This is a genomic window from Streptomyces sp. NPDC002793, assembly GCF_040295485.1.
GTDB lineage: Bacteria > Actinomycetota > Actinomycetes > Streptomycetales > Streptomycetaceae > Streptomyces.
Genome location: NZ_JBEOVL010000025.1, coordinates 80,327 through 103,021, shown reverse-complemented (window position 1 = coordinate 103,021; position 22,695 = coordinate 80,327). Strand labels below are relative to the sequence as shown.

Sequence of the window (22,695 nt, the reverse complement as noted above, 5' to 3'; positions counted from 1 at the left end):
GAACGGTCAGCCGCTGAGCCGCCGGTCACCCAAGCCCCTGCCTGGCACTACCGCGTCCACTCGTACATGTGATCAGCGACGAACTCGGCAAAGGCGCGCGGCGGACGGCCGGTCAGTTCGAGCACCGCGGTGCTGACGTGGTCTTCGCGTCCCTCCTCGATGCCGCGCTCGACGGCGGCGAGGGCGGTGGCGAACCCGGTCGGCATCCCGGCGCCACGGTATGCGGCAGCCTGTTCCTCCTCCGTAACGCGCTCCACTCGAACCTGCCGGCCGGTCCGTGCGGTGATGATCTGCGCGGCCTGTGGGTAGCTCATCCCGTGCGGCCCGGTGATCAGGTAGTCGCTTCGCGCGTCCACCCCCAGGTCGGCCAGGAGCGCGGCGGCACCGGCCGCGACGTCCCGCACATCGACCCACCCCACCCTGCCGTCACCGGCTGCGCTGCGGATCTCACCGTGTCGGTGGATTCGCTCGGCCAGGGGGTGCGGGCGCAGGAAGTTCTGCATGAAGCCGGATGCGCGGAGCACGACACCTCCGGGCTGAGCCTGAACCTGAGCGGCCATCTCCACAGCGCTGGGTGCGTTGGGCAGCACGATGGCGGAGCCGAGCATCACGAGGCGCTGGACACCGGCCCGCTGCGCTTGACGCAGGAAGGGCTCGACCAGCGGCATCGGGTCCACGCTCTCCACCGGCGGGAGCAGGAAGACCCGGTCCATCCCGTCGAGCGCAGGTCCGTATGTGGCCGGGTCGCTCCAGTCGAAGCGGATCGCATCAGGATCGGCTGCGGCCGGGGTCCGGCCGGCCGGCCGGGTCGGCACACCGGCGTCGCGGAGCTCCTGCACCAGCGCCTTCCCGGTCTTGCCGGTGCCTCCGGTCACCAGCACTCCGGACATCAGGCGTCCTTCCTCTCCAGCGAGTCGATCAGCCCGGCGAGCTTCCCGGCAGCGGCGGCCGCCGACAGCGGGTTCCAGTAGTCCCGGAACCGGGCGATGAGCCCGTCGCGGGCCGTGAGAACCACGATGTAGTCCAGGCGGTAGGGCCGGCCGGTGGCCACGGTGCGGCCGGTGGCCGTCCACTCCACCACGACGGTGTCCGCCTGATCGGTGGGTCGCACGGAAAGCGCGGCCACCTCCCGCATGTCCATCAGCTCCGGATAGCGGGCGAGGTAGGCGCGTACCTCCTCACGTCCGCGGAGAATGCGTGGGGAGCTCCCGGCCGCGAAGGGGAATTCCGCAGTTCCGTCAGGTGCCCACAGGTCTGCCACGGCATTCATGTCCTTGACCAGCATCAGGTCGACCATGCGGCGAAAAATTTCCTCAGGGGTCCTGGACACCGTTTCTCCTCGTAGTCGACGGACCAGCCAGGCAACCGTGCACGGCGGATGTGTGGGCGCGGAACGGACAGTTGATCCCCGGACCGGCAGTGCGAGGCTCAGCTGTCCCTCCTGTGCCAGGATGAAAAGGTGAGCAGCCAGGAACTCGCAGACTTTCTCCGCCGCCGCCGCGAGGAACTGCGACCGGAGGACGTGCCGGCCGAAGTGACGCATCCACCAGGTCGGCGTGCCCGTCGGACACCCGGACTGCGCCGCGAGGAAGTAGCCGCCCTGGCGCAGGTGTCGGTGAGCTACTACGAGCGACTGGAGCGGGCACGGGCACCCCGGCCCTCACCGCAGGTGCTGGTCGCGCTGGCGGCGGCTCTCCGGCTCACCGGAGCAGAGCGTGACCATCTGGCCCGCCTGGCCGGACAGGTGCTGCCGGCGGAGAGCGACGGCACGTCGGAGCACGTACCCGAGGATGCTCAGCAACTGCTCGACAGACTTGACGGCATCCCCGCCTACATCGTCAACGACCGGCAGGACATCGTCGCTTGGAACGCAGCGGCCGTGAATCTGATCACGGATTTCTCCCGTCTCACACCTGGCGAGCGGAACCTGACGCGCATGTCGACGAGATTCCGTGACACCCTCTGCACCGGCGCGCCCGGATCGGAGGCCGATTTCTCCCGACAGGTGGCCGCTCAACTGCGCGCCGCCAGCGTTCGGCATCCCACAGATGACGTACTCGCAGAGCTGATCGACGAGTTCGCGACCCACGATCCGGAATTCTCGAGGAGCTGGTCCGATCACGCTGTGCGCCCCGTGCCCAGCGTGCGAAAAAATCTGCGCCATCCCACATGGGGCGAGCTGGAACTGGACCGCCACACCCTCGGCCTGCCCGGTTCGAGCTTTTCCTTGGCGGTGTACACGGCAGAAGTCGGCAGTCCCAGCGCCGCCGCGCTGAAGAGCCTCTGACCGCTGCGACTGTCGAAGCGCACCCGGCGACAGGAGAATCCCCATCCCTCCCGCCCCGCTTCTGCGATGATGCGGCGGGGAACCACCGGGCGCTGGGGGGCGTATGGCAGGCACGGGTACGGTGCTGCGCGAGTTGCGCGGCGCACAGAAGTCGTCCAAGGGCGTCTCGCTCTACTCGCGGTACGTGAACCGGCCGGCCGGACGGCTGCTCGCGGCGGGGGCGCATCGCGCCGGCCTGACGCCTAATCAGGTAACGCTGGTCAGCGCGGTGTTCACCTTCGTCTCGATCGCGGCCGTGGCGCTCGCGGAGCCGTCCTGGTGGCTCGGCGTGCTCGTCTGGGCCGGGCTGGCCGTGGGCTTCGCCTTCGACTCCGCCGACGGGCAGCTCGCGCGGCTGACAGGGCGGGGCGGGCCGGACGGCGAGTGGCTCGACCATGTCGTGGACTGCGCCAAGATGATCCTCGTCCACACCGCCGTCCTGATCTCGTTCCACCGCCACGGCGACCTGCCCGGTGAGGGATGGCTCCTGCTGCCGCTCGGCTTCCTGTTCGTCGCCGTGCTCACCTTCTGCGCGGGGCTGCTGCGGGAGCAGCTCGGCAAGGCTGCGGTCCTCACCGCACCGGCCGCCGCGGGCCCTGCCGCCCCCGTCTCCCGGATCCGGGCGGTGGCGCTGCTGCCTGCGGACTACGGGATCTTCTGCCTGGTCTTCCTGCTGCTCGGCGCACCCGGAGCCTTCCGAGCCGGGTACGCCGTGCTCGCAGCGGTGCACGCCCTGTTCCTCGTGGCGTTCCTGGGCAAGTGGTTCAGGGAGCTGAAAGCGCTCCGGGCCGGTTGACGAGCACGTCCAGTGCCCGGCGCAGCTGGGTGCTGGACGTGTGCACCGTGTACGGGAAGTAGACGACCTCCACCCCGACCTCGGCGAAGTCCCGCTCCAGGCGCTCGCCCTTCTCCGTGCCCCGCCAGTCGTCGCCCTTGAACAGGACGTCGAAGCGGACCTGCTGCCAGGTCTCGACCTTGTCCGGCACCGTCTCGACGAACGCCGCGTCCACGTAACGCACACTGCGCACGATCTCCAGCCGTTCGGGCAGCGGGATCACCGGTCTGTGGCCCTTGGCCAGGGCGGCCATCTCGTCGGAGACGACCCCGGCCACCAGGTAGTCGCACTGGCTGCGGGCGTGTCGCAGGATGTTCAGGTGGCCGACGTGGAACAGGTCGTACACCCCTGGCGCGTAGCCGACTCTGTGCTGCACCATCCGTTCTCTCCCCCCACGGTGGAACTGGTCCAACGACCTTACTGTGAAGAACACTTGTGCATCGCGTGAACGGATAAGCTCAAAGGAGAGGCTGTTCCGGGGGGAAGGCGATCATCCGTGTCCGCTGCTGAGCATCACAGACCGTTCGCACACCGCAGACTTCTGGTGGTCTCCACCAACTACGCCCCTGAGCTGACGGGCATCGGCCCGTACGCCACGCAGCTCGCCGAGCACTGGGCGGCGTCGGGGGCCAGGACCGAGGTCCTGACCGGTATGCCGCACTATCCCGCCTGGCGCGTGGACGAGCGGTACCGGGGGGCGTGGCGGAGGGAGGAGGACCGTGAGGGGGTGCGTGTGCACCGGCGACGGCACTACGTGCCACCCCGTCAGACCGCGCTGCGCCGCGCCGCCTTCGAGGCATCCGTGCTCGTCCACGGAATCCTGGCCCCGCCGGCCGGCCGTTTCGACGCGGTGGTCTCCCAGATGCCGAGCCTCGCGGGCGGTGTGATCGCGGCCCGGCTGGCACGCCGCCACCGAGTCCCGCACATACCCGTCGTCCAGGACCTGATGGGCGCGGCCGCCGCGCAGAGCGGTATCCGCGGGGGAGACGGAGCCGCGGCCGTCGCCGCGAAGGCCGAGCGCTACGCACTGCGCGGCGCGGCGCTCGTCGGTGTCATCCACGAGAGCTTCGTGGCGGGCGTCACCGCCCTCGGCGTGGATCCCGGACGCATCCGCGTGGTCCCCAACTGGACTCATGTGCGCAGCCCTTCGGGCGACCGTGCCGCCACCCGCGCCCGGCTCGGCTGGGCCGAGAACACGCCCGTGCTGCTGCACTCCGGGAACATGGGCCTCAAACAGGGTCTCGACGTCCTGGTCGGCCTGGCCCGGCTGGCCCCGGACATCCGGGTCGTCCTGATGGGTGACGGCAACCAGCGCGACGGGCTGCGCGAGCGGGCCGAGGGCCTGTCCAACCTCGACTTCCTCCCGCCGGCCTCGGCGGACGACTTCACCGATGTGCTCGCCGCCGCCGATGTGCTCGCGGTGACCCAACGCGCCTCGGTGCTCGACATGAGCGTCCCCTCCAAACTCACCTCGTACTTCGTCTCAGGGCGTCCCGTCGCCGCCTCCGTGGCCGGCGAGGGCGGCACGGCGGAGGAGGTGCGCCGTTCCGGCGCGGGGGTCCTGGTGCCCCCCGAGGACCCGGCCGCGCTCCTCACCGCCGTACGCCGTCTGGCCTCCGACCCGGCGACGGCGGACGCGCTGGGGAAGCACGGGCCGGAGTACGTCGCACGGCACCTGAGCCGGGAGGCGGGCCTCGCCCGCTTCGATGCCCTGCTCACCGAAGCGCTCCAGGACGTGCGAGGCGGGGACACGCGAGCACGGGACACCCGAGGGGGAGCACGCCGATGACGCATCAGACCCGTCCCCCGGACGACCAGGACGAACCGGCGCTGCTGCGCGACCAGTTCCGGCAGCTCCTGCGCTACCGCCTGCTGCTCGCCGGAGGCGTCGTCGCCGGCCTCCTCGGCGGCGCCGTCCTCGCCCTGAACGGCGACGACACCTACACGGCCACCGGCGAGGTCCAGGTGCGCTCCGCGACCGCCGACCCCTTCGCCACCGGCGCGTCCGCCGACAAGGGCATCAACATCGGCTCCGAACGGCAGACCGCGGTCAGCGACACCGTAGGCGAACTGGCCGCCGGAACGCTGCTGAAGCAGGGCGACGACGTCACCGCCAGGAAGCTGCTCGCCGGCCTCCAGGTCACCAACCCGCCGAACACCCTCACCCTCCGCTTCTCCTACACCGGGGCCGCCCCCGAGGAGGCCAGGTCCCGCGCCGAAGCCCTGGCCAACGCCTACCTCGCGCACCGTAAGGCGCGCACCGAGGAGAGCATCGACACCATGGCGAACGGCTACCGCGCCCAGCTCGACCCGCTGGAGGAGAAGCGCGATCTGCTGGAGGAGAGCACCGGGGTCGAGGCCGCCGACGACGTCAGCAGCGCCCGCGCCAACATCATCGTCTCCATCTCCGAGCTGAGCAGGAAGATCTCCGAGCTCCAGGCACTCGACACCACCCCCGGCTACCTCAACAAGAAGCCCGTCGCGCCCACCGAGCCCGCCGGCGCCGGTCTGCCCCTGCTCCTCGGACTCGGGGCGGTCGTCGGCCTCGCACTCGGACTGCTGCTCTCCTGGGTACGCCTCGTCTTCGACCCCGCCGTACGCTCCCCCCGCGAGCTCGTCCGTTCCCTCGGGGCCCCGCTGCTCGGCACGCTGCCCCGGGAACGCGCGGCCGCGGACAGCCTGCTCGCGATCGGGCGCAGCGGTTCGAGGCTCGCCGAGGAGTACCGTGCCGTCGCCTTCAGGCTCGCCTACGACCCGTCGTTCGCCGAGCGGCGCCGGCTCCTGGTCACCGCCCCGCGCGGGGACAACACCGCGGCGGCCGCGGCGGCGGCCAACCTGGCGGCCGCCTTCGCCGAGATGGGGCGTGACGTCCTGCTCGTGGAAGCCGATCTGCGTACCCCGTCCCTCGCCCGCGATCTGGGGCCGGCCGCCCACGAGGTCCGGCCGCCACGCTGGGCGGCCGAGGAGGGGGACCGCAGCTGGCCGGCCGGCGGCCGCTCCAACGTGGACGTGCCGGGCTCCGGGGCGTTCGCCCTGGTGGCCGGGGTCACCGCCGACAACGTGCCGCGCGCCCTGACCTCCGCGTCCGTCGCACGGATCGTCGCCGAGGCCGACCGCCCCGGCGCCGTCGTCATCGTCCTCGCGCCGCCCGTGCTGTCGTACGCCGACGCCGTCGCCCTCGTCGACCGGGTCGAGGGCGTCATGGTCGTCTGCGATCCGCGCGAGGTGCACCGCAGCGACCTGGAACGCATCCGCGAGATCATCGGGGCCTCCGGCGGCTCGGTGCTAGGAGCCCTCCTCCACCCCGGCCGGGGCCGGCTGCGCCGCGCCGACCGGCGTCCCGGGTCCGGCCGGCGCCGCTCCGGCCGCGGGCCGGGCGGGCCGTCCCTCGGGGCCGACGCCCCGGAGCTCACCGGGAACCCCGACGAGACCATGGGGCTGCGCTCCTTCACCCTCCCGGGGGCGCGCCGGTGAGAGCCCGCACCGCGATCCTCTGTTCGGTCGCGGACCAGGGCGTGGCGGCGCTCACCAACATCCTGGTGCTCGTGGCCGCCGCCCGGCTCTCCACCGTGGCCGACTTCGCCCGCTTCTCCGCGGTCTACCTGGTCTTCACCGTGCTGCTGGGCGTCTCCGGCGCGTACACCGGGCAGCCCCTGGTCCTACGGCGCGGCGGGGGCGCGGACACCCGGGGGGCCTGCCGCTCGGCCGTCGTGTTCACCCTCGGCGCGTCGGCCGCCCTCGGCGCGCTGCTGGCCGGCGTCTGCCTGCTGGTCCAGGGGGGCACCGCACGCGCCCTGCTGATGCTGGGCCTCGTCCTGCCGGTGGTGCTGGGGCAGGACGCCGTGCGCTACGCCTTCTCCACCCTGCACCGCCCCCACCTCGCCCTCGTCGCCGACCTCGTGCGGCTGGTGTGCGTGCTCGGCGCCCTGTCCGCCCAGGAGTACGGGGCCGCCCCCGCCCGGCTGATCGTGGTCTGGGGACTGTCCGCACTGCCCGCTCTCCTGCTGTCCGCCGCGCTGCTGCACCGCTCGACCGCCGGAACCCCGCTGCGCATACGTCCGATGCTGGGGCGCGGGCACCTCGGGCAGCGTTTCGCCGTCGAGTTCGGTGTCGGCAACGCGACCGGCCAGCTCTCCGTCCTCGGCCTCGGCGCCGCCGCCGACCCGCTCCTGGTCGGCGCACTGCGCGGGGCCACGACCGTGTTCGGGCCGCTCAACGTGCTGTTCACCTCCGCCACGTCCTTCGGACCGCCGCTGCTCGGCCGCATCGGAGACGAACGGCGCCGGGTCCGTGCCACCGCCGGTCTCGCCGCCGTCCTCGCCGCGACCGCCGCCCTCTGGGCCACCGCGCTGGCCCTGCTGCCCGAGCGGGCGGGACGTGAGCTGCTCGGCGACACCTGGCCGACGGCCGCCGCCCTGCTCCCCGCGACCGGAAGCCAGTACGCGGCGATGGCAGTCGGCACCTGCGGTCTGCTCGCCCTGCGCATGCTCGACCCACGTACGACGCTCAGCATCCAGGTGGTCTTCTCGCTCACCGCCGTGGCCTTCATGGCCGGTGGCTACGCCCTCGGCGGTGTCCTGGGGGCCGCCTGGGGACTCTGCCTCGGCTCGCTCTGCAAGGCCGTCGCCACCTGGACCCGGGTGGCCGGGCTGCGCCGCCGGGGCCGGGCCGGGGAGACCGTCAGCGCCGACGTGCTGCCCTCTGCTCCCTGAACGTGGTGATCAGCACGAGGCAGAGGGCGCCGATCGCCAGCTTCCCCGCCGCCTGGAGCAGCGGACCGCGCAGCAGGATGAAGGTGTACCCGGCGATCAACGGCGCCGCGATCGCCAGTACGCTGCCCGGCCCGGGACCCGCCCGGGTGACGGCCAGCGCGTACCTGCGGTCCGTGCGGGCCGCCGCGTAGCCGATCAGCGCCAGGCCGCCGATCATGCCGGGGGCCCCGAAGTCGACCCAGAACTCGGTCCACAGCGGGGCCGACAGGTTGGTCATGTTCATCCCCATCCACTCGCCGACCCGGACCCCGGTGTCCTCCGGTTTGCCGCTCCACACCGCCCGGGGGACGAAGAAGAGAGCGGAGCCCGCGAGTTGACGGCCGTAGGTGTGTCCCCTGGTCTCCACCCAGGAGATGGTGTTGGCGAACATCACCGTCTGGTCGTAGTCCTTGGTGGCCAGCGGTTCGAAGACGGAGGCCGACTGGACGGGCCGGTACCCCTCGTCGTCGTAACGGAAGCGGTCGGCGTACGGGAACAGGACCAGGGCGCCCACCACCCCCATGGTCAGCACCGTGCGGTACATCGCCGCACTGCTCGGGAACGCGGTGAACAGCAGCGACACCAGCACCGTCAGGAACCAGTAACGCGCGTTGGAGATCGGGTTGTTCACGACCAGGTTGACCGCCGCGAGCGCGACCCACACCAGCACCGTGGAGGGGGAGCGCCGCGCGCGGCGCGACGTCACCAGGCGCCGGGTGAGGAAGAGGAACGCCAGCAGAGCCGGGACGGTGCCGAAACCCTTCAGGAACGCGGAGCCGACATTCGACTCCGTCGAGGCCACGCCGCTCTGCGCCACCGTGTCGCTGATCTCCTGGCGGCTGGAGAAGAAGACGGCGGGTCCGCCGAGCTTCATCACGTAGTACCCGCTCGCCAGCAGCGCGAGCAGCACCAGCAGGCGCAGCCTGACCGGGTGTGCCACGGCCGGCCCGCCGGTGGCCGCCGCCGCCGCGGCGGCGCGTCGCCGCAGCGGTCGGCGCGAGGCCAGCAGCGCCCCCAGGTCGAAGGCCGCACAACCCACCAGGATCATCGCGATCGCCGTCACCAGGTCCGAGCGCGGGCCCACCATCGGCGTCGGGGTCTGCCCGATCACCACCTGGGCGAACGGAGCGACGCCCATGGCGATGTACACGAACATCCAGAACACGCCCTGGAGCAGCCGCCGTCGGGCGGAGAGGATCATCGTGGCGAGCCGGGCGCCCGCGTAACACGTCAGGACGAGCTGCAGCCAGTACGCGGTGTCCCGGACCCCCGAACCCGGCTGGGCGGCGATGACCGCGGGCAGGAAGCAGACCAGGCCCAGGATGAGCGGCACGGACACCGCCCGGGAGAGCATCGCCCACGTCAGGGGCCTCGCCGGGGGCTCGGTCGACGGCTTCGCAGCACCCTCCCGGGCGGGAGCGCTCCCCACCGACTCGTGCACGGTCGTCATGACCCCCCGATCACCGGCCCCATGGCCACGAACACTCTAGCGAACAGCGCCATTTGAGGAGACCGGATGACTAGTCTGTGAACAGTCGGCCGAGGGCGAGGGGAACCCTGGTGAAGATCCTGCACATCGTCACACTGCACACGCCGGACCACGCGTTCGGCGGTCCGACACGGGTCGCGCTCAACCTGTCCAAGGTGCAGCGCGCGGACGGCGACGACGCCCGCGTGATGGCTCTCGGCGACGGCTTCGACGGCGCGCTGCCGCGCGAGGTCGAAGGCGTCCCCGTCCGCCTCTTCCAGGCCCGCCACCTGCTCCCGGTGTTCGAGGTCAGCGGCATCACCTCCGGTGCCCTGCTGCGTACCGCACGCCGCATGATGCGCGGCGCCGACCTCGTCCACGTCCACCTGATGCGCGACCTGGTGACGCTGCCCGCCGCGCTCCTCGCCCTGGCCACCCGCACCCCGCTCGTCGTCCAGACGCACGGCATGGTCGACCCGACCGAGAAGCGGGTGGCCCAGCTCACCGATCTGCTGGGCGTCCGCACGGTGCTGCGCCGCGCCGACGCCGTGCTCCACCTCACCGAGGCCGAGCGCCTCGATGTGAACGCGGTCGTCGCGCCGACCGCCCTCACGAACACCGTCCGGCTCGTCAACGGCGTACGTCCGCAGGAGCGCAAGCCCGCCCGTGACCCCGGCCGGCCGCCGACCGTGCTCTTCCTGGCCCGTGTCCAGGAGCGCAAGCGCCCCCAGGACTTCGTGGCGGCGATGCCGGCCGTCCTGGCCAGGCACCCCGACGCCCGCTTCGTCCTCGCGGGACCGGACACCGGCGCACTGCCCGGCACGCTCGCGCTCGCCCGTCAACTCGGTGTCATGGGCTCCCTCGACCACGTGGGGCCCCTCGGTCACGAAGAGGTGCTGGCCGCGGGGCGGCAGGCCGATGTGTACGTCCTGCCGTCGATCGAGGAGCCGCTCGGTGTCTCGGTCCTGGAGGCCATGTCCGTCGGGACGCCCGCCGTCATCACCAGGACCTGCGGGCTCGGCCCCGACGTGGCCGCAGCCGGGGCGGGCCGGGTGATCGACAGCAGGGTCGGTGAGGACGGCGCGAACGCCCGCAAGGTCGCCGACGCCGTCCTGGAACTGCTCGATCCGGCGGCCAACGACCGCGCGGGCAAAGCCGCCTGGGACCTGGTCAACGAGCACTTCACCATCGAGGTCGTCACCCGGACCCTCCGGCGGACCTACGAGGACGTGGTCCGCCGGAGGGTGTGACTCATCAACCTGTCTTTCCCTCACGGGACTTGAGGGCTATCTGCCAGCGGTAGAAGCTCATCGCGAGCGCGAAGTCCAGGCCCGCGCGCCCGTCGAGGAAGCCCCGCCGGTAGACGTACATGTAGGCGAAGGACACCAGCGGTTTGAGCGGCGCCTTGTGGAAGAGCTGCCCCTGACGGGACTTCACCTTCCGTACCTGCTCCTTGACCTCGGGGTGGTGCTCCAGCCACGCCTCCCAGTCCGAGTAGCGGTTGTGCCGTTCGAACCAGGCGGTGACCGGGTCCAGGTCCTGGTGCTCGATGGGGTTGCTCAGCGCCTCGGCCGTCGCCGCGACCGGCTGGTAGTGCCCCTCGACCTCTCCGATCCCCGGCGCCGCGAGGTCTCCGACCTCGGGGTAGTAGCACTTCGTCCGGTCGGTCAGGGACCGCTTGCGGATGGTGTAGCCGTGCCGCAGCCGTTTACCCGAGAACCAGTAGCCCAACGGGATGTCGTACGCCGCCGGCTTCGGGCTGTCCCGGTCGGCGAAGATCCGCCGCAGCTCCGCCAGCAGCCCGGGGCTGAGCCGCTCGTCGCCGTCGAGCAGCAGGATCCAGTCCAGATCCGTGCGGACGTTCTCCAGGCACCACTGTTTCTTGCGCGGATGCCCTCCGTCCCAGGTGTACGTGACCACTTCGGCCCCGCACTCCTCGGCGATCTTCGCCGTGTCGTCGGTGCTGTGGGAGTCCACCACGACGACCGCCTCGAAGTGGCCCAGGACCGACTTCACCGCCTCGGCGATGTTCAGGCCCTCGTTCTTCGTGGGGATCGCCACGGCGATGGGCAGTTTGCTCATCGGTTCTCTCCTTGCGGCAGCCAGGCGTAGCAGCCTGTGGAGGTGAAGGCGCGGGCGGCTCCGGGGACGGTGATGTCCACCGCCGCACCGGTGTCGGAGGAGCCGGAATCGAGCTCCTGGCCGCTCGCCCCGGTCACCTGCCAGCTGCAGGTCTTCGTGGGGGAGGGGGCCCGGTAGCCGCCCGGTCTGAGCCGCTTGCCGGTGTGGGTGCCGTCGGCGTAACCGCGTGCGGCCTCGTCGACGAGGGCCTGGTGCTGCGGGCACAGATGCGTCACGGCCGCATCCGCGTCCGCGACCTCGCCGGAGACGATCGCGCCCACCGCGACGGCCCTGTCCGCCTTGACCAGGAAGCGCAGCCTGTCGCACGTCTCCTGGCCCGTCTGGAGCACCGCGGCCGGGTCCGTACCCCGGGGTACGCGGTCGGTGAGGTACTCCTTCTGCTTCTTCGTGAAGGATCCGGTGGCCGGGGTGATGTCCCCGGCGGGCGCCTCAGGCGTCGCACCCGGTTCCGTGGCCCGCGTGCCGGGCGGGGAGACAGCGGGACCGGCCACGGAGGGCGCGGGGGAGGCCGCGGCGGACGGTGTGCCGCCCGCCGCCGACGTCCCGCCTCCGCCGCCGGATCCGTCGGACGAGCCGCAGGCGGCCAGCACCGCCGTCGCGAGGGCGACGGCGGTGCCGGCCAGGAAGGGATACCTCATTCACCCGTCCTCAGTGCGTAGTGCTCGCTGACCTGGGAAGCGCTCAGCGCGGTCGGGTACACGGCGGTCTCGTCGATCTGGCCGGCGAAGAAGTTGCTGGTCGGACGGTTGGCCCAGTTGTTCAGGTTGTCCCCGCCGACCCGCCAGTAGCCCGGGTAGTTCTCGTTGCCGGTGTAGAGGATGCTCGACGCCCGCAACTGCCCGTCGACATAGAGCCTCATACCGCCGGGGCCCTGGGTGGCGACGACGTGGTGCCAGTCGCCGTCGTTGTAGGACCCGGCGGTGGTCACCGTGCGGCGGCCGCCGTTGTGGACGCCGAAGACCAGCCGCCCGTCGTTGGCCATGTACACGTGTTTGTCGAAGCGCGTGCTGTTCTGCATGCTCAGATTGCCGAAGCCGATGATCTTGCCGCCCCGTGCGGTGGTGGTCTTGATCCAGGTCTCCACCGAGAAGCGGGTGGGCTGCGGGTGGCGTTTGTTGCTGTACGCGTACTCGCTCGTCCCGTCGAAGCCGATGGCGGTCGAACCACCCGCGATCGCGGCAGGGGTCTGCCGGTAGGAGGGCGCGTTGCGCAGGAAGCCGTTGTTCAGCCCGCCCGTGGTGTCCGCCGCGAAGGTGGAGGCGCCCTCGTCGTAGCGCCAGTACAGTGAGGCGCCGTCCGCCAGCACCCGCGCCGGATAACTCTGGGCCGACGCGGCGACGGTCGCGGACTGCGCCGGGGACCTGGCGCTGGTGTTGGTGCCGTCGCTCGCCGTGACGCGGTACGAGTGCGTCTCACCCACCGCCACATCGGTGTCCGTCCACGTCAGCTGCGGGCGGTCCCAGAAGAGCGAGTACCCCGTGACGGTGTGCACGGGCTCGGTCGCGCCGTCCTTGTAGATCCGGTAGGTCAGCTCCCCGTCGTCGGTGTCGAAGCTGGTCTGCCAGTTGACGTCGATCCGCCCCGGGGTGACCGTGGAGAGACTGACGTTGGGCACCCAGGGCGTCCCGGTGTCCGGACCGTCGGCGAACCGGGTCAGGCCCTGCTGCCCCGCGCCGTTGACGGTGGTGAACTCCCCTCCGACCCACAGGTAGTGGTGTCCGCCCTTGTCCGTCTGCGCCATCACCCGGGGCCCGACCGGCTCACCGATGCCGTCGTTCGTGTCGGGGAACCACGGCAGCAGCGTCGGGTCGTCGACGGACTGGGCGAGCAGATGCTTGCGCGGCTGGTCGGCGAAGCCGCCCATGCTGGCGCAGTCATGGGCGTGACTCCCGCTGTACAGCACGCCCGAATGGACCAGGACCGCCTGGGTGGCGCCCAGGCAGGTGTCCCGCCAGCGCTGCTGGTAGTCGTCGAGGTCGATGGCGATCCGGCCGTCGAACACCCCGCCACCCGTGCCCTCGTTGGCGGTGTACAGGCCGGTCGCGTCGGTCGTGAGGTCCTGCACCGTCGAGGTGTTGGGGATGAAGCCCGGGTAGCTCTTGGTGAGCGCGCCCGTCGTGGCGTCGACGACGGCCAGGGCGTGCGAGGTGGTGCCGTTGACGGTGAAGAAGTCGCCGCCGAGCGCCACGTGCTGCCCGTCGGGTGTCACCTGCACGGCGCGGGCCACCTCGTCGGCGTTCGCCGTCCACGGCAGCAGGTCCGCGCCGGTGGTCACGGCGGCGAACTTGTTCCTGGTCCGGCCGCCCACGTTGTTGAAGTCGCCGGCCAGGTAGACGGTGTCCGCCGTGACGTCCAGGGCCCGTACCGTCGCGGAGACGGAGATCTTGAAGTCCTGGCGGGGCGAGCACGTCGCCGTGTCGACGGCGACGATGTTGCTGACGCCAACCCCGTTCACCGCCCCGAACTGGCCACCCGCGTACAGGGTTTCACCGTCGGGGGAGAGGGCGAGCGCCCGTACGGTGGCCGTCCCGGAGGACAGGGTGAACGAGAGGCTGCACCCCGTCGGCGCGCCCGTCGCCGCGTCGAACGCCGCGAAGTTGACCGCGGGTCGCTCCGAGGTGCCCGCCGCCGCGTCCGGCGGCCTGATGGTGGAGAAGGTGCCGCCCGCGTAGACGGTCCCCTCCGCCGCGGCCATCGACCAGACGATGCCGTTGGTCTGCCAGGTGCTGAGGTCGTCCGCGGTGAGGGCCACCGGCGGTGTGAGCGCCCCCGCCGGGGAGGTCCCGGCGGTTGTCGCGGTCAGGGCTCCGGCGAACAGGAGGAACGCGGTGGAAGCGGCCCGCAGACGGATGCTTCCCCCGGGTCTCCGCCCCGTGCGTGTGTTCATCATTCATCTCCGAAGGTGAGGACCATCTGCGGCCGGTGGGCCGCGGTTGCTGTGCTCGACCAGACGCGGAGGCGGTCCGTCCCGCTGCTGGTCAGGGCGAGTGAGGTGGCGGAGCCGAGCGCCCCGCCCGGTGCGGAGGCTTCCGGTTCCGCAGAGTGGTCGGTGGAGACCGGGGCCGTGCCCGTGGCGAGGCCCGGTACGGCGGTGACCACCCCGTCCCCGGGCCGTCCGGAACGTCCGGCCCCTCTCATCTGTCCACCCGGACAGCGGACCCGGCGAGCTGGTCGCCCAACTGCCGGATGTCGGCGTCCACCATGATCCGCGCCAGCTCGCGCGACTTCACCTCCGGCTTCCAGCCGAGGAGTTCCTCCGCCTTGGACGCGTCACCGATCAGCGCGTCGACCTCACTGGGGCGCTCGTACTTCGGGTCGTAGCGCACGTGCTCCGCCCAGTCGAGGCCCGCGTGCTCGAAGGCGTACTCCAGGAACTGCCGGACACTGACCCCCTCGCCGGTCGCCACCACGTAGTCGTCGGGGGTGTCGCGCTGGAGCATCCGCCACATCGCCTCCACGTACTCGGGGGCGTACCCCCAGTCGCGTACGGCGTCGAGGTTGCCCAGATGCAGCCGGTCCTGCAGTCCGGCCTTGATCCTTGCCACCCCGCGGGTGATCTTGCGGGTCACGAAGGTCTCGCCGCGGCGCGGGGACTCATGGTTGAACAGGATGCCGTTGGTGGCGAACATGCCGTACGCCTCGCGGTAGTTGACCGTCGCCCAGTACGAGTAGACCTTGGCCACGCTGTACGGGCTGCGCGGGTGGAACGCCGTCGTCTCGTTCTGCGGGGGAGGGCTCGCGCCGAACATCTCCGACGACGACGCCTGGTAGACCCGGGTGTCGATGCCGCTGGCACGGACCGCCTCCAGCAGTCGCACGGTGCCGAGCCCGGTGACGTCACCGGTGTAGAGCGGGGCGTCGAAGGACACCCGGACATGGGACTGGGCGCCCAGGTTGTAGACCTCGTCGGGCCGTATGTCCCGCAGCAGGTTCACCAGGGCGACGCCGTCGGAGAGATCCGCGTGATGGAGCACGAAGGAACGGTTCGCTTCCTCGGGCCCCTGGTAGATGTGGTCGATCCGCTCGGTGTTGAAACTCGACGAACGGCGGATCAGGCCGTGGACCGTGTACCCCTTCTCCAACAGCAGCTCCGACAGGTACGAACCGTCCTGTCCGGTCACACCCGTGATGAAAGCGGTCTTCGCCATGGACTCCCCCCTCTGTGTGTCGCCCCTGCGGGCGATGTGGTTCCCCGACATATCTGGATCTGAGTGGAATGCGGCAAAGGGTCACCGGGGTGGCGCGCTGCTGGCACAATCCGTGCCATGACGACTGATGTCCCCGGCTCGCCCCAGGAATCCGTCCGCCCCCTGCTGCGCCCCGGCGCCCGCATATTCGTCGCGGGTCACCGAGGCCTCGTCGGATCGGCGCTGGCGCGCCGCCTCACCGCCGACGGCCACGAGGTGATCACCCGCGGCCGTGACGCCCTCGATCTGCGCGAGGCCGCGCCGACCGAGGCCTTCCTGCGTGACGTCCGCCCGGACGCGGTCGTGCTCGCCGCCGCCAAGGTGGGCGGGATCATGGCCAACAGCACCCGTCCGGTGCAGTTCCTGGAGGACAACCTCCGGATCCAGCTCGCCGTGATCGCGGGCGCTCACGCCGCCGGGATCCAGCGGTTGCTCTTCCTCGGCTCCTCGTGCATCTATCCCAAGCACGCCCCGCAGCCGATCCCCGAGGACGCCCTGCTCACGGGCCCCCTGGAGCCCACCAACGAGGCGTACGCGCTGGCCAAGATCGCCGGAATCGTGCAGATCCAGTCCCACCGACGCCAGTACGGCGCCTCGTACATCAGCGCCATGCCGACCAATCTCTACGGCCCGGGCGACAACTTCGACCTGGAGACCTCGCACGTGCTGCCCGCCCTGATCCGCCGGTTCCACGAGGCGAAGCGGGACGGCGCGGGCGAGGTGACGCTCTGGGGATCCGGCAGCCCCCGCCGCGAGTTCCTCCACGTCGACGACCTCGCCGCCGCCTGCGTGCGGCTCCTGGAGGTGTACGACGGAGCGGAACCCGTCAACATCGGATGCGGCGAGGACCTCACGATCCGCGAACTGGCAGAAACGGTAAGGGAGGTGACGGGATTTCAGGGGCGCGTCGTCTGGGACACCTCGAAACCCGACGGCACTCCCCGCAAGCTCCTCGACGTGTCCCGGCTCTCCTCCCTCGGCTTCCAGCCGCAGATCCCCCTGCGGGACGGCATCGCCCGCACCTACGCCTGGTGGCTCGGCACGCAGACACCTCGGGGCTGACCGTCCGGACGGACGGCCGCCGCGCGTCCTGAGCCCGTGCACGCGACCCCCCGCGCGCTCTTCCTCGCGAATCCCCACGTGTCCCCCCACGGCGTCTCAGTACGCCCCGCGGCCGTCGGTGACGGCGCGCACCGTACGGGCCAGAAGTCCCACGTCCGTGGCCACCGACCAGTTGTCGACGTACCAGAGGTCCAGCGAGACCGTCTCCTGCCAGGAGAGGTCCGACCGGCCGCTGACCTGCCACAGGCCGGTCAGTCCCGGGCGGACCGCCAGGCGTCGCAGCTCGCGTTCGTCGTAGCGCGACACCTCCTCCGGCAGCGGAGGGCGCGGACCTACCAGGGACATGTCACCTCGTAAGACGTTGAGGAGCTGTGGCAGCTCGTCCACGGAGGTCCGGCGCAGGGCGTGGCCGATCCGGGTCACCCGCGGATCGCGGCGCATCTTGAACATCGGCCCCTCGCTCTCGTTCGCCGGCGAGAGCTGCTCCCTGCGGGACTCCGCGTCCGCCACCATCGTGCGGAACTTCCACATGGTGAAAGGCCTGTTGTGCCGGCCCTGGCGGGTCTGGCGATGGAACACCGGGCCGGGTGACGTGAGCCGCACCGCCAGGGCCACCCCGAGGAGCAGGGGTGCGAGCACCAGCAGTCCGAGCGCCGCACCGGTCCGGTCCACGACGGTCTTGAGCAGGCTCTGCGGGCCGCCTCGTAACGGTGGTGCGACGTGCAGCAGCGTCAGCCCGGCCGCGGAGGCCGGCCGCACCCGGTTCGCCGCGACCCCCGACAGGTCGGAGAGCACGCAGAGGGCGAGCCCGCCGTCGTGCAGGCCCCACGCAAGCCGGCGCAGCCGGTTGTCGTCGAGCTGTGGTCCCGGGGCGACGAGCACCAGATCCGCGTCATGGGCGAAGGCGCCGCCGAGCACGGTGGACACGTCGTCGTCGGCCGGTTCCGGTGCCAGCCGCCCCGGCACCGGCACCGGCGCCCCGCAGTCCGGGGCCGCGGGCCCCACCGGAACCGCGGCCACCGCCGTGTACGGATGATCCGCACGGGAGTTGAGCAGACGCACCGCACGGTCCAGGCCCGCCGCCTCACCGACCACGAGAACCCGGCGCGTCCCACGGTGCCCCGTGGCCCGCAGCCGGCCGACGGCCCCGGTGAGGACGGCCAGGGCCAGCCCGGGTACCAGCGCGGCGACGGCGGTCGCCGGGTCGAGGCCCCCGCCCGTCACGGCCAGCAGCACGGTCAGCACCCCGGTGAGGGCGAGCCAGTCGCCGAACGGGGCGTAGGCCGTCCCTCCGGCTGCCCCCGGAAGTCGCTTCGCGTACCGGCCGCGCGCCGCGCGCACACCGACCCATACGACGCCGGCCGACGCCCCGGCGGCCAGCGGCCCCGGCTGGTCCCCGGCACGCAGCACGAGCCAGGCGGGAACCCCCAGCCCCAGCAGATCGGTCAGGAAGAGGCAGGGCACACGTGGACCGGGCAGCTTCTTCGCCCGCGGTCTCTCCACGCGATCGCGCTCGACGGCCGTCCGGGCTCTCCACGATTGCCCGGGAGCCACCCTGCGGTCCCGGGACCCGGCGGTACGCGGTCGTGGTGCTCCCGCAAGCCCGACGGGACCGGATATATCCGATTCAGGTATTTCGACATGCCCCATGAACCCCCCAGCCACAGTCGCATCCCCACAAACGGGGCGCATCCGCCGATCCCATGGACTGACGGATGCGCCCTCGCTCGGTGCACGATATCCACACACGTGCTATTTCGCTGCAGTTCTCGTGAAGTTCAGACAGGACGGGCGCTGTGATCCCCGTCGCGCTGCCCGGCCCGGCCGGCGGGCGCCCGCCTAAAATGAGGACATGGAACCGCTTTCCGAAGAACAGACCGGCCAACTCGTCGCGATCGTCATGGATCTGGCCCGTGAGGGCCGTGCGGAGGAGCTCCTGGAGTTCTTCGACCACGGGCTGCCGGTCGACGTCCAGGACCAGGAGGGCAACACGGCCCTCATGCTCGCCGCGTACCACGGGCGGACCGAAACGGTGCGGGCGCTCATCGGGCGCGGCGCCGATGTCGACCGGCGCAACGCCCGGGACCAGTCACCCGTCGCGGGGGCCCTGTTCAAGGGCGAGGACGCGATCGTCGAGGCGCTGGTGGCCGCGGGCGCCGACCTGGACGCGGGCACCCCCAGCGCCCGGGCGACGGCGGAGATGTTCGGCAGGACGGCTCTGCTGGGGTAACCGGCCAGGAGCGGAGGCCGTCACCGCACGAGGGCCCCGGGCGACGTCGTCGCCCGGGGCCCTCGCGTTCACGGCTGCCGGTCAGGCCTGCTTGCCGGCCTGCAGCGCCTCGATCGCCTTGCGGACACCCTCACCGTAGGCCGGGTCGGCCTGCGTGCAGTGGTGGATGTGACGCTCGACGGTGGCCTTCGAGGCACCGTCGATGGCCCGGGCGGTGTTGCCGAACAGGGCGTCCTGCTCGTCCGGGGTCATCTGCCGGAAGAGGTTCCCCGGCTGCTCGAAGTAGTTGTCGTCGTCCTCGCGGTAGTCGAACCGGTCGGCCGCCGCGCCGTCGAGCGCCAGACCCGGCTCGGCGAACTGCGGCTGCTCCGCCCAGCGGCCGTAGCTGTTCGGCGTGTAGCCGGGCACGGCGCCCTGGTTGCCGTCCACCCGCAACTGGCCGTCACGGTGGTAGGTGTTGACGTTCTTCGCGCCGCGCGGCTGGTTCACCGGGATCTGGTGGTGGTTGACGCCGACGCGGTAGCGGGCCGCGTCACCGTACGAGAACAGCCGGCCCTGCAGCATGCGGTCGGGCGAGGCGCCCACGCCGGGCACGAGGTTGGCCGGCGTGAAGGCGGCCTGCTCGACGTCGGCGAAGTAGTTCTCCGGGTTCCGGTTCAGTTCCAGCTCGCCGACCTCGATGAGCGGGTAGTCCTTCTTGGACCAGACCTTGGTGAGGTCGAACGGGTGGTAGCGGTACGTCGCGGCGTCCGCCTCGGGCATCACCTGGATGTAGAAGGTCCACTTCGGGTGGTCGCCGCGCTCGATCGCGTCGAACAGGTCCGCCTGCGAGGACTCACGGTCGTCTGCGACGACCGCGGCGGCCTCCGCGTCGGTCAGGTTCTTGATGCCCTGCTGCGTACGGAAGTGGAACTTCACCCAGAAGCGCTCGTTGCTCTCGTTGATGAACGAGTAGGTGTGCGAGCCGAAACCGTGCATGTGGCGGTAACCGTCGGGGATACCGCGGTCCGACATCACGATGGTGATCTGGTGAAGGGCCTCGGGGAGGTTGGTCCAGAAGTCCCAGTTGTTCTCCGCCGACCGAAGGTTGGTGCGCGGGTCGCGCTTCACGGCGCGGTTCAGGTCGGGGAAGTGGTGGGGGTCGCGGTGGAAGAAGACCGGCGTGTTGTTGCCGACGACGTCCCAGTTGCCCTCCTCGGTGTAGAAACGGAGGGCGAATCCGCGGATGTCGCGCTCCGCGTCGGCCGCGCCGCGCTCACCGGCGACGGTCGAGAAGCGCGCGAAGAGCTCCGTCTGCTTGCCGACCTCGGAGAAGAGCGCCGCCCTGGAGTACCGGGTGATGTCCTGCGTCACCGTGAAGGTGCCGAAGGCGCCGGAGCCCTTGGCGTGCATGCGGCGCTCCGGTATGACCTCACGGCTGAAGTGGGCCAGCTTCTCCAGGAACCAGACGTCCTGGAGAAGCATCGGACCGCGCGGACCGGCGGTGACGGCGTTCTCGTTGTTCGCGACCGGCGCGCCGGCGGCAGTGGTCAGCGGCTTCGTGTTGTCAGAAATTTTCCTGCTCCTCCGTGTGAAGACTTCGGTGCACCGACTCCGGATCCCGCTGACCACGCGCGGTGCGGCAGCCGGGGCACAGGCCCCAGTACGTCACCTCTACGCGGTCGATGGTGAACCCGTGTTCCTGGGGCGCTGCTTTCGGAACAGGCCCTGGGCGCGGAGAGCCCCGGGGGACATCGACGTCCGCGATCGTGCCGCAGGCGCGGCAGACCACGTGCTGATGGTTGTCCCAGGACTGCCCTTCGTACCGTGCCGGAGAGTTCGGCAGGTCGATCCGCCGCGCCAGTCCGGCGTCGACGAGCGTCTTGAGTACGTCGTAGACGGCTTGGGTCGAGACCGTGCCGATGCGTGTACGAACCAGGGTGAGGAGGGTACTGACATCGGCGTGCGGGGCCTCGTGGACCGCCGAGAGCACGGCGACCCTGGGGCGGGTCACACGCAATGACGCTCCGCGCAGGAGTGTCGTGGCCTCGGTTTCGATCACCTACGCAGTGAACCACTTTTCTGGAATGATTCCAATGAAAGAATGAAACCAGTCCTGGAGCCGCCTACCCGGAGGCGGGCGCGGCGTCCGATTCCCGCCAGCACCCCGGGTGCGCGATGCCGCACCCTTGGAGCATGACCAGTGACGACAGCAGATACGAGGCGGTGACCAGCCGCGACGCCCGGTTCGACGGCGAGTTCTTCTTCGCCGTGTCCACGACCGGGATCTACTGCCGCCCGAGCTGTCCGGCCACCACGCCCAAGCGCGCGAACGTGACGTTCTTCCCCACCGCGGCAGCCGCCCAGGGCGGCGGATTCCGCGCCTGCCGGCGCTGCCGCCCGGACGCGGTCCCCGGGTCCGCCGACTGGAACGCGCGCGCCGACCTGGTGGGCCGGGCCATGCGGCTCATCGGCTACGGAGTCGTCGACCGCGAAGGTGTGGCCGGACTGGCCGCGCGCCTCGGTTACAGTGCCCGCCAGGTCCAGCGCCAGCTGAACGCCGAGGTCGGCGCCGGGCCCATCGCGCTCGCCCGCGCCCAGCGGGCCCACACCGCGCGGGTCCTGCTGCAGACCACGACCCTGCAGGCCGCCGACGTGGCTTTCGCCGCCGGTTTCAGCAGCGTCAGGCAGTTCAACGACACGGTCCGGGAGATCTACGCCCTCACCCCGGGCGAACTGCGCACCACCCGCCCGGGACCCTCCTCCCGCTTCGGATCCGTCGGCACCGCCGACGGGGCCGGGGGAGTGCCGCTGCGCCTCGCCCACCGGGGGCCGTACGCCGCGGCCGAGATCTTCGACCACCTCGCGGCCCGTGCCCTCAACGGCATCGAGGAGATGGCCGGTGAGCGCGGCGACCGCACCTACCGGCGCACCCTGCGCCTGCCGCACGGCATTGGCATCGCCGAGGTCCGCGAGAGGACGGGCGACGGGTGGCTGGACTGCCGGCTGCACCTGGGTGATCTGCGCGACCTCACGACCGCCACCCAGCGGATGCGCCGCCTGTTCGACCTGGACGCCGACCCCTACGCGGTCACCGAGCGTCTCGGCGCGGTCCCCGCACTGGCCCCGCTCGTCGCCCGTACACCCGGACTACGGGCCCCCGGGACCGCCGACGTCCATGAACTGACCGTCCGGGCGGTCCTCGGCCAGCAGGTCTCCGAGGCAGCCGGACGCAGGCTCGGCAACGCGCTGGTGACGGCCTACGGCGCGCCGCTCCAGGTGCCCAGCGGCGCCCTCACCCATACGTTCCCCGATCCCGGGGACCTCGCCGGAGCCGGCCTCGAGGAACTGGGGGCGCCCGCGTCGCGGCGCGCCACCCTGCGTACCGTCGCCGCGGCCCTGGCCGAGGGGCGGATCGGGCTCGACCCGGGCGCCGACCGCGACCAGGCCGAGAAGGAACTCCTGAGCCTGCGGGGCGTCGGCCCCCGGACCGCCGGCTACATCCGCATGAGAGCGCTCGGCGACCCCGATGTGCTGCTGACCGGCGACGTGGCCGTCCGAACCGGAATGCGGCACACGGGCGCCGACGCCATGGACGCCGAGGCCTGGCGGCCCTGGCGTACGTACGCCATGCACCACCTCTGGAAGGCCGCCGCCGACCGGCCCCGCGCAGTGACAGCGTGACGTCCGGATCCCGCCGGCCGCATCCCCGCGG

General features: G+C 71.4%; 21 protein-coding genes. 9 read left to right on the top strand and 12 right to left on the bottom strand.

What is annotated here, in order from left to right; translation table 11 throughout:
* Positions 1-47: 47 nt before the first annotated feature.
* A complete protein-coding gene (locus ABT001_RS23670; protein WP_351280822.1) occupies positions 48-890 on the bottom strand; it encodes an NAD(P)H-binding protein in 843 nt (280 codons plus the stop codon).
* The gene (locus ABT001_RS23665) at positions 890-1,297 is read right to left on the bottom strand and encodes a nuclear transport factor 2 family protein (RefSeq protein WP_351280856.1); all 408 of its coding nucleotides are present in this window, start codon (positions 1,295-1,297) and stop codon (positions 890-892) included. The genes ABT001_RS23670 and ABT001_RS23665 overlap by 1 nt, the downstream gene beginning before the upstream one ends.
* Positions 1,298-1,459: 162 nt before the next feature.
* On the opposite strand from ABT001_RS23665, the gene ABT001_RS23660 reads away from it, so the two are divergent.
* Both ABT001_RS23660 and ABT001_RS23655 read left to right on the top strand, forming a co-directional pair.
* Positions 1,460-2,287, top strand: coding sequence for a helix-turn-helix transcriptional regulator (locus ABT001_RS23660; RefSeq protein WP_351280819.1), 828 nt, complete (start codon positions 1,460-1,462; stop codon positions 2,285-2,287).
* 103 nt (positions 2,288-2,390) lie between these two features.
* Positions 2,391-3,122 (top strand): CDP-alcohol phosphatidyltransferase family protein, encoded by a 732-nt coding sequence (locus tag ABT001_RS23655; RefSeq protein WP_351280817.1) that lies wholly within the window; start codon positions 2,391-2,393, stop codon positions 3,120-3,122.
* On the opposite strand, the gene ABT001_RS23650 is transcribed toward ABT001_RS23655, so the two are convergent.
* Positions 3,091-3,540: an FAD synthase family protein gene (locus ABT001_RS23650; protein WP_351280815.1), complete on the bottom strand. Its 450-nt coding sequence runs from the start codon at positions 3,538-3,540 to the stop codon at positions 3,091-3,093. The genes ABT001_RS23655 and ABT001_RS23650 overlap by 32 nt on opposite strands.
* 117 nt (positions 3,541-3,657) lie before the next feature.
* Here ABT001_RS23650 and ABT001_RS23645 point away from each other — a divergent pair, with 117 nt between their 5' ends.
* Genes ABT001_RS23645 through ABT001_RS23635 form a run of 3 tightly spaced genes read left to right on the top strand, consistent with a single transcriptional unit; the run spans position 3,658 to position 7,873 of the window.
* Complete coding sequence (locus ABT001_RS23645) at positions 3,658-4,950, top strand: glycosyltransferase (protein ID WP_351280812.1); 1,293 nt, start codon at positions 3,658-3,660, stop codon at positions 4,948-4,950.
* The gene (locus ABT001_RS23640; protein ID WP_351280810.1) at positions 4,947-6,635 is read left to right on the top strand and encodes a lipopolysaccharide biosynthesis protein; all 1,689 of its coding nucleotides are present in this window, start codon (positions 4,947-4,949) and stop codon (positions 6,633-6,635) included. Before ABT001_RS23645 ends, ABT001_RS23640 begins: the two co-directional genes overlap by 4 nt.
* Complete coding sequence (locus tag ABT001_RS23635) at positions 6,632-7,873, top strand: MATE family efflux transporter (protein ID WP_351280807.1); 1,242 nt, start codon at positions 6,632-6,634, stop codon at positions 7,871-7,873. Before ABT001_RS23640 ends, ABT001_RS23635 begins: the two co-directional genes overlap by 4 nt.
* Here the strand turns inward: ABT001_RS23635 and ABT001_RS23630 are convergent.
* Positions 7,842-9,362 carry a hypothetical protein gene (locus ABT001_RS23630; protein ID WP_502967514.1) on the bottom strand — a complete coding sequence of 507 codons (1,521 nt, stop codon included), beginning with the start codon at positions 9,360-9,362 and terminating at the stop codon, positions 7,842-7,844. The genes ABT001_RS23635 and ABT001_RS23630 overlap by 32 nt on opposite strands.
* Positions 9,363-9,472: 110 nt before the next feature.
* Between ABT001_RS23630 and ABT001_RS23625 the strand changes: the two genes are divergently transcribed.
* Positions 9,473-10,630: a glycosyltransferase gene (locus ABT001_RS23625; RefSeq protein ID WP_351280805.1), complete on the top strand. Its 1,158-nt coding sequence runs from the start codon at positions 9,473-9,475 to the stop codon at positions 10,628-10,630.
* A 4-nt stretch (positions 10,631-10,634) separates the two neighbouring features.
* Here the strand turns inward: ABT001_RS23625 and ABT001_RS23620 are convergent, their stop codons facing one another.
* Genes ABT001_RS23620 through gmd form a run of 5 tightly spaced genes read right to left on the bottom strand, consistent with a single transcriptional unit; the run spans position 10,635 to position 15,670 of the window.
* Positions 10,635-11,462 carry a glycosyltransferase family 2 protein gene (locus ABT001_RS23620; protein WP_351280802.1) on the bottom strand — a complete coding sequence of 276 codons (828 nt, stop codon included), beginning with the start codon at positions 11,460-11,462 and terminating at the stop codon, positions 10,635-10,637.
* Positions 11,459-12,160 carry a hypothetical protein gene (locus ABT001_RS23615; RefSeq protein ID WP_351280799.1) on the bottom strand — a complete coding sequence of 234 codons (702 nt, stop codon included), beginning with the start codon at positions 12,158-12,160 and terminating at the stop codon, positions 11,459-11,461. The genes ABT001_RS23620 and ABT001_RS23615 overlap by 4 nt, the downstream gene beginning before the upstream one ends.
* Positions 12,157-14,412 carry a LamG-like jellyroll fold domain-containing protein gene (locus ABT001_RS23610; protein ID WP_351280797.1) on the bottom strand — a complete coding sequence of 752 codons (2,256 nt, stop codon included), beginning with the start codon at positions 14,410-14,412 and terminating at the stop codon, positions 12,157-12,159. Before ABT001_RS23610 ends, ABT001_RS23615 begins: the two co-directional genes overlap by 4 nt.
* Positions 14,409-14,660: a hypothetical protein gene (locus tag ABT001_RS23605; protein WP_351280794.1), complete on the bottom strand. Its 252-nt coding sequence runs from the start codon at positions 14,658-14,660 to the stop codon at positions 14,409-14,411. The genes ABT001_RS23610 and ABT001_RS23605 overlap by 4 nt, the downstream gene beginning before the upstream one ends.
* Positions 14,657-15,670, bottom strand: a complete 1,014-nt coding sequence (gene gmd, locus ABT001_RS23600) for a GDP-mannose 4,6-dehydratase (protein WP_351280792.1) — start codon at positions 15,668-15,670, stop codon at positions 14,657-14,659. The genes ABT001_RS23605 and gmd overlap by 4 nt, the downstream gene beginning before the upstream one ends.
* A gap of 117 nt (positions 15,671-15,787) precedes the next feature.
* On the opposite strand from gmd, the gene ABT001_RS23595 reads away from it, so the two are divergent.
* Positions 15,788-16,771 carry a GDP-L-fucose synthase family protein gene (locus tag ABT001_RS23595; protein WP_351280790.1) on the top strand — a complete coding sequence of 328 codons (984 nt, stop codon included), beginning with the start codon at positions 15,788-15,790 and terminating at the stop codon, positions 16,769-16,771.
* 96 nt (positions 16,772-16,867) lie between these two features.
* Here the strand turns inward: ABT001_RS23595 and ABT001_RS23590 are convergent, their stop codons facing one another.
* Positions 16,868-18,421 carry a sugar transferase gene (locus ABT001_RS23590; protein WP_351280787.1) on the bottom strand — a complete coding sequence of 518 codons (1,554 nt, stop codon included), beginning with the start codon at positions 18,419-18,421 and terminating at the stop codon, positions 16,868-16,870.
* A gap of 202 nt (positions 18,422-18,623) precedes the next feature.
* Here ABT001_RS23590 and ABT001_RS23585 point away from each other — a divergent pair, with 202 nt between their 5' ends.
* Positions 18,624-19,001: an ankyrin repeat domain-containing protein gene (locus ABT001_RS23585; RefSeq protein WP_351280784.1), complete on the top strand. Its 378-nt coding sequence runs from the start codon at positions 18,624-18,626 to the stop codon at positions 18,999-19,001.
* Positions 19,002-19,082: 81 nt separating this feature from the next.
* Here ABT001_RS23585 and ABT001_RS23580 read toward each other — a convergent pair whose 3' ends face one another.
* Together ABT001_RS23580 and ABT001_RS23575 are read right to left on the bottom strand one after the other, a co-directional pair.
* On the bottom strand, positions 19,083-20,555 hold the full coding sequence (locus tag ABT001_RS23580; protein WP_351280851.1) for a catalase: 1,473 nt from the start codon (positions 20,553-20,555) through the stop codon (positions 19,083-19,085).
* Positions 20,548-21,042: a Fur family transcriptional regulator gene (locus ABT001_RS23575; RefSeq protein WP_351280782.1), complete on the bottom strand. Its 495-nt coding sequence runs from the start codon at positions 21,040-21,042 to the stop codon at positions 20,548-20,550. The genes ABT001_RS23580 and ABT001_RS23575 overlap by 8 nt, the downstream gene beginning before the upstream one ends.
* Before the next feature lie 134 nt (positions 21,043-21,176).
* Here ABT001_RS23575 and ABT001_RS23570 point away from each other — a divergent pair, with 134 nt between their 5' ends.
* Positions 21,177-22,664: an AlkA N-terminal domain-containing protein gene (locus ABT001_RS23570; protein WP_351280779.1), complete on the top strand. Its 1,488-nt coding sequence runs from the start codon at positions 21,177-21,179 to the stop codon at positions 22,662-22,664.
* Positions 22,665-22,695: the final 31 nt, after the last annotated feature.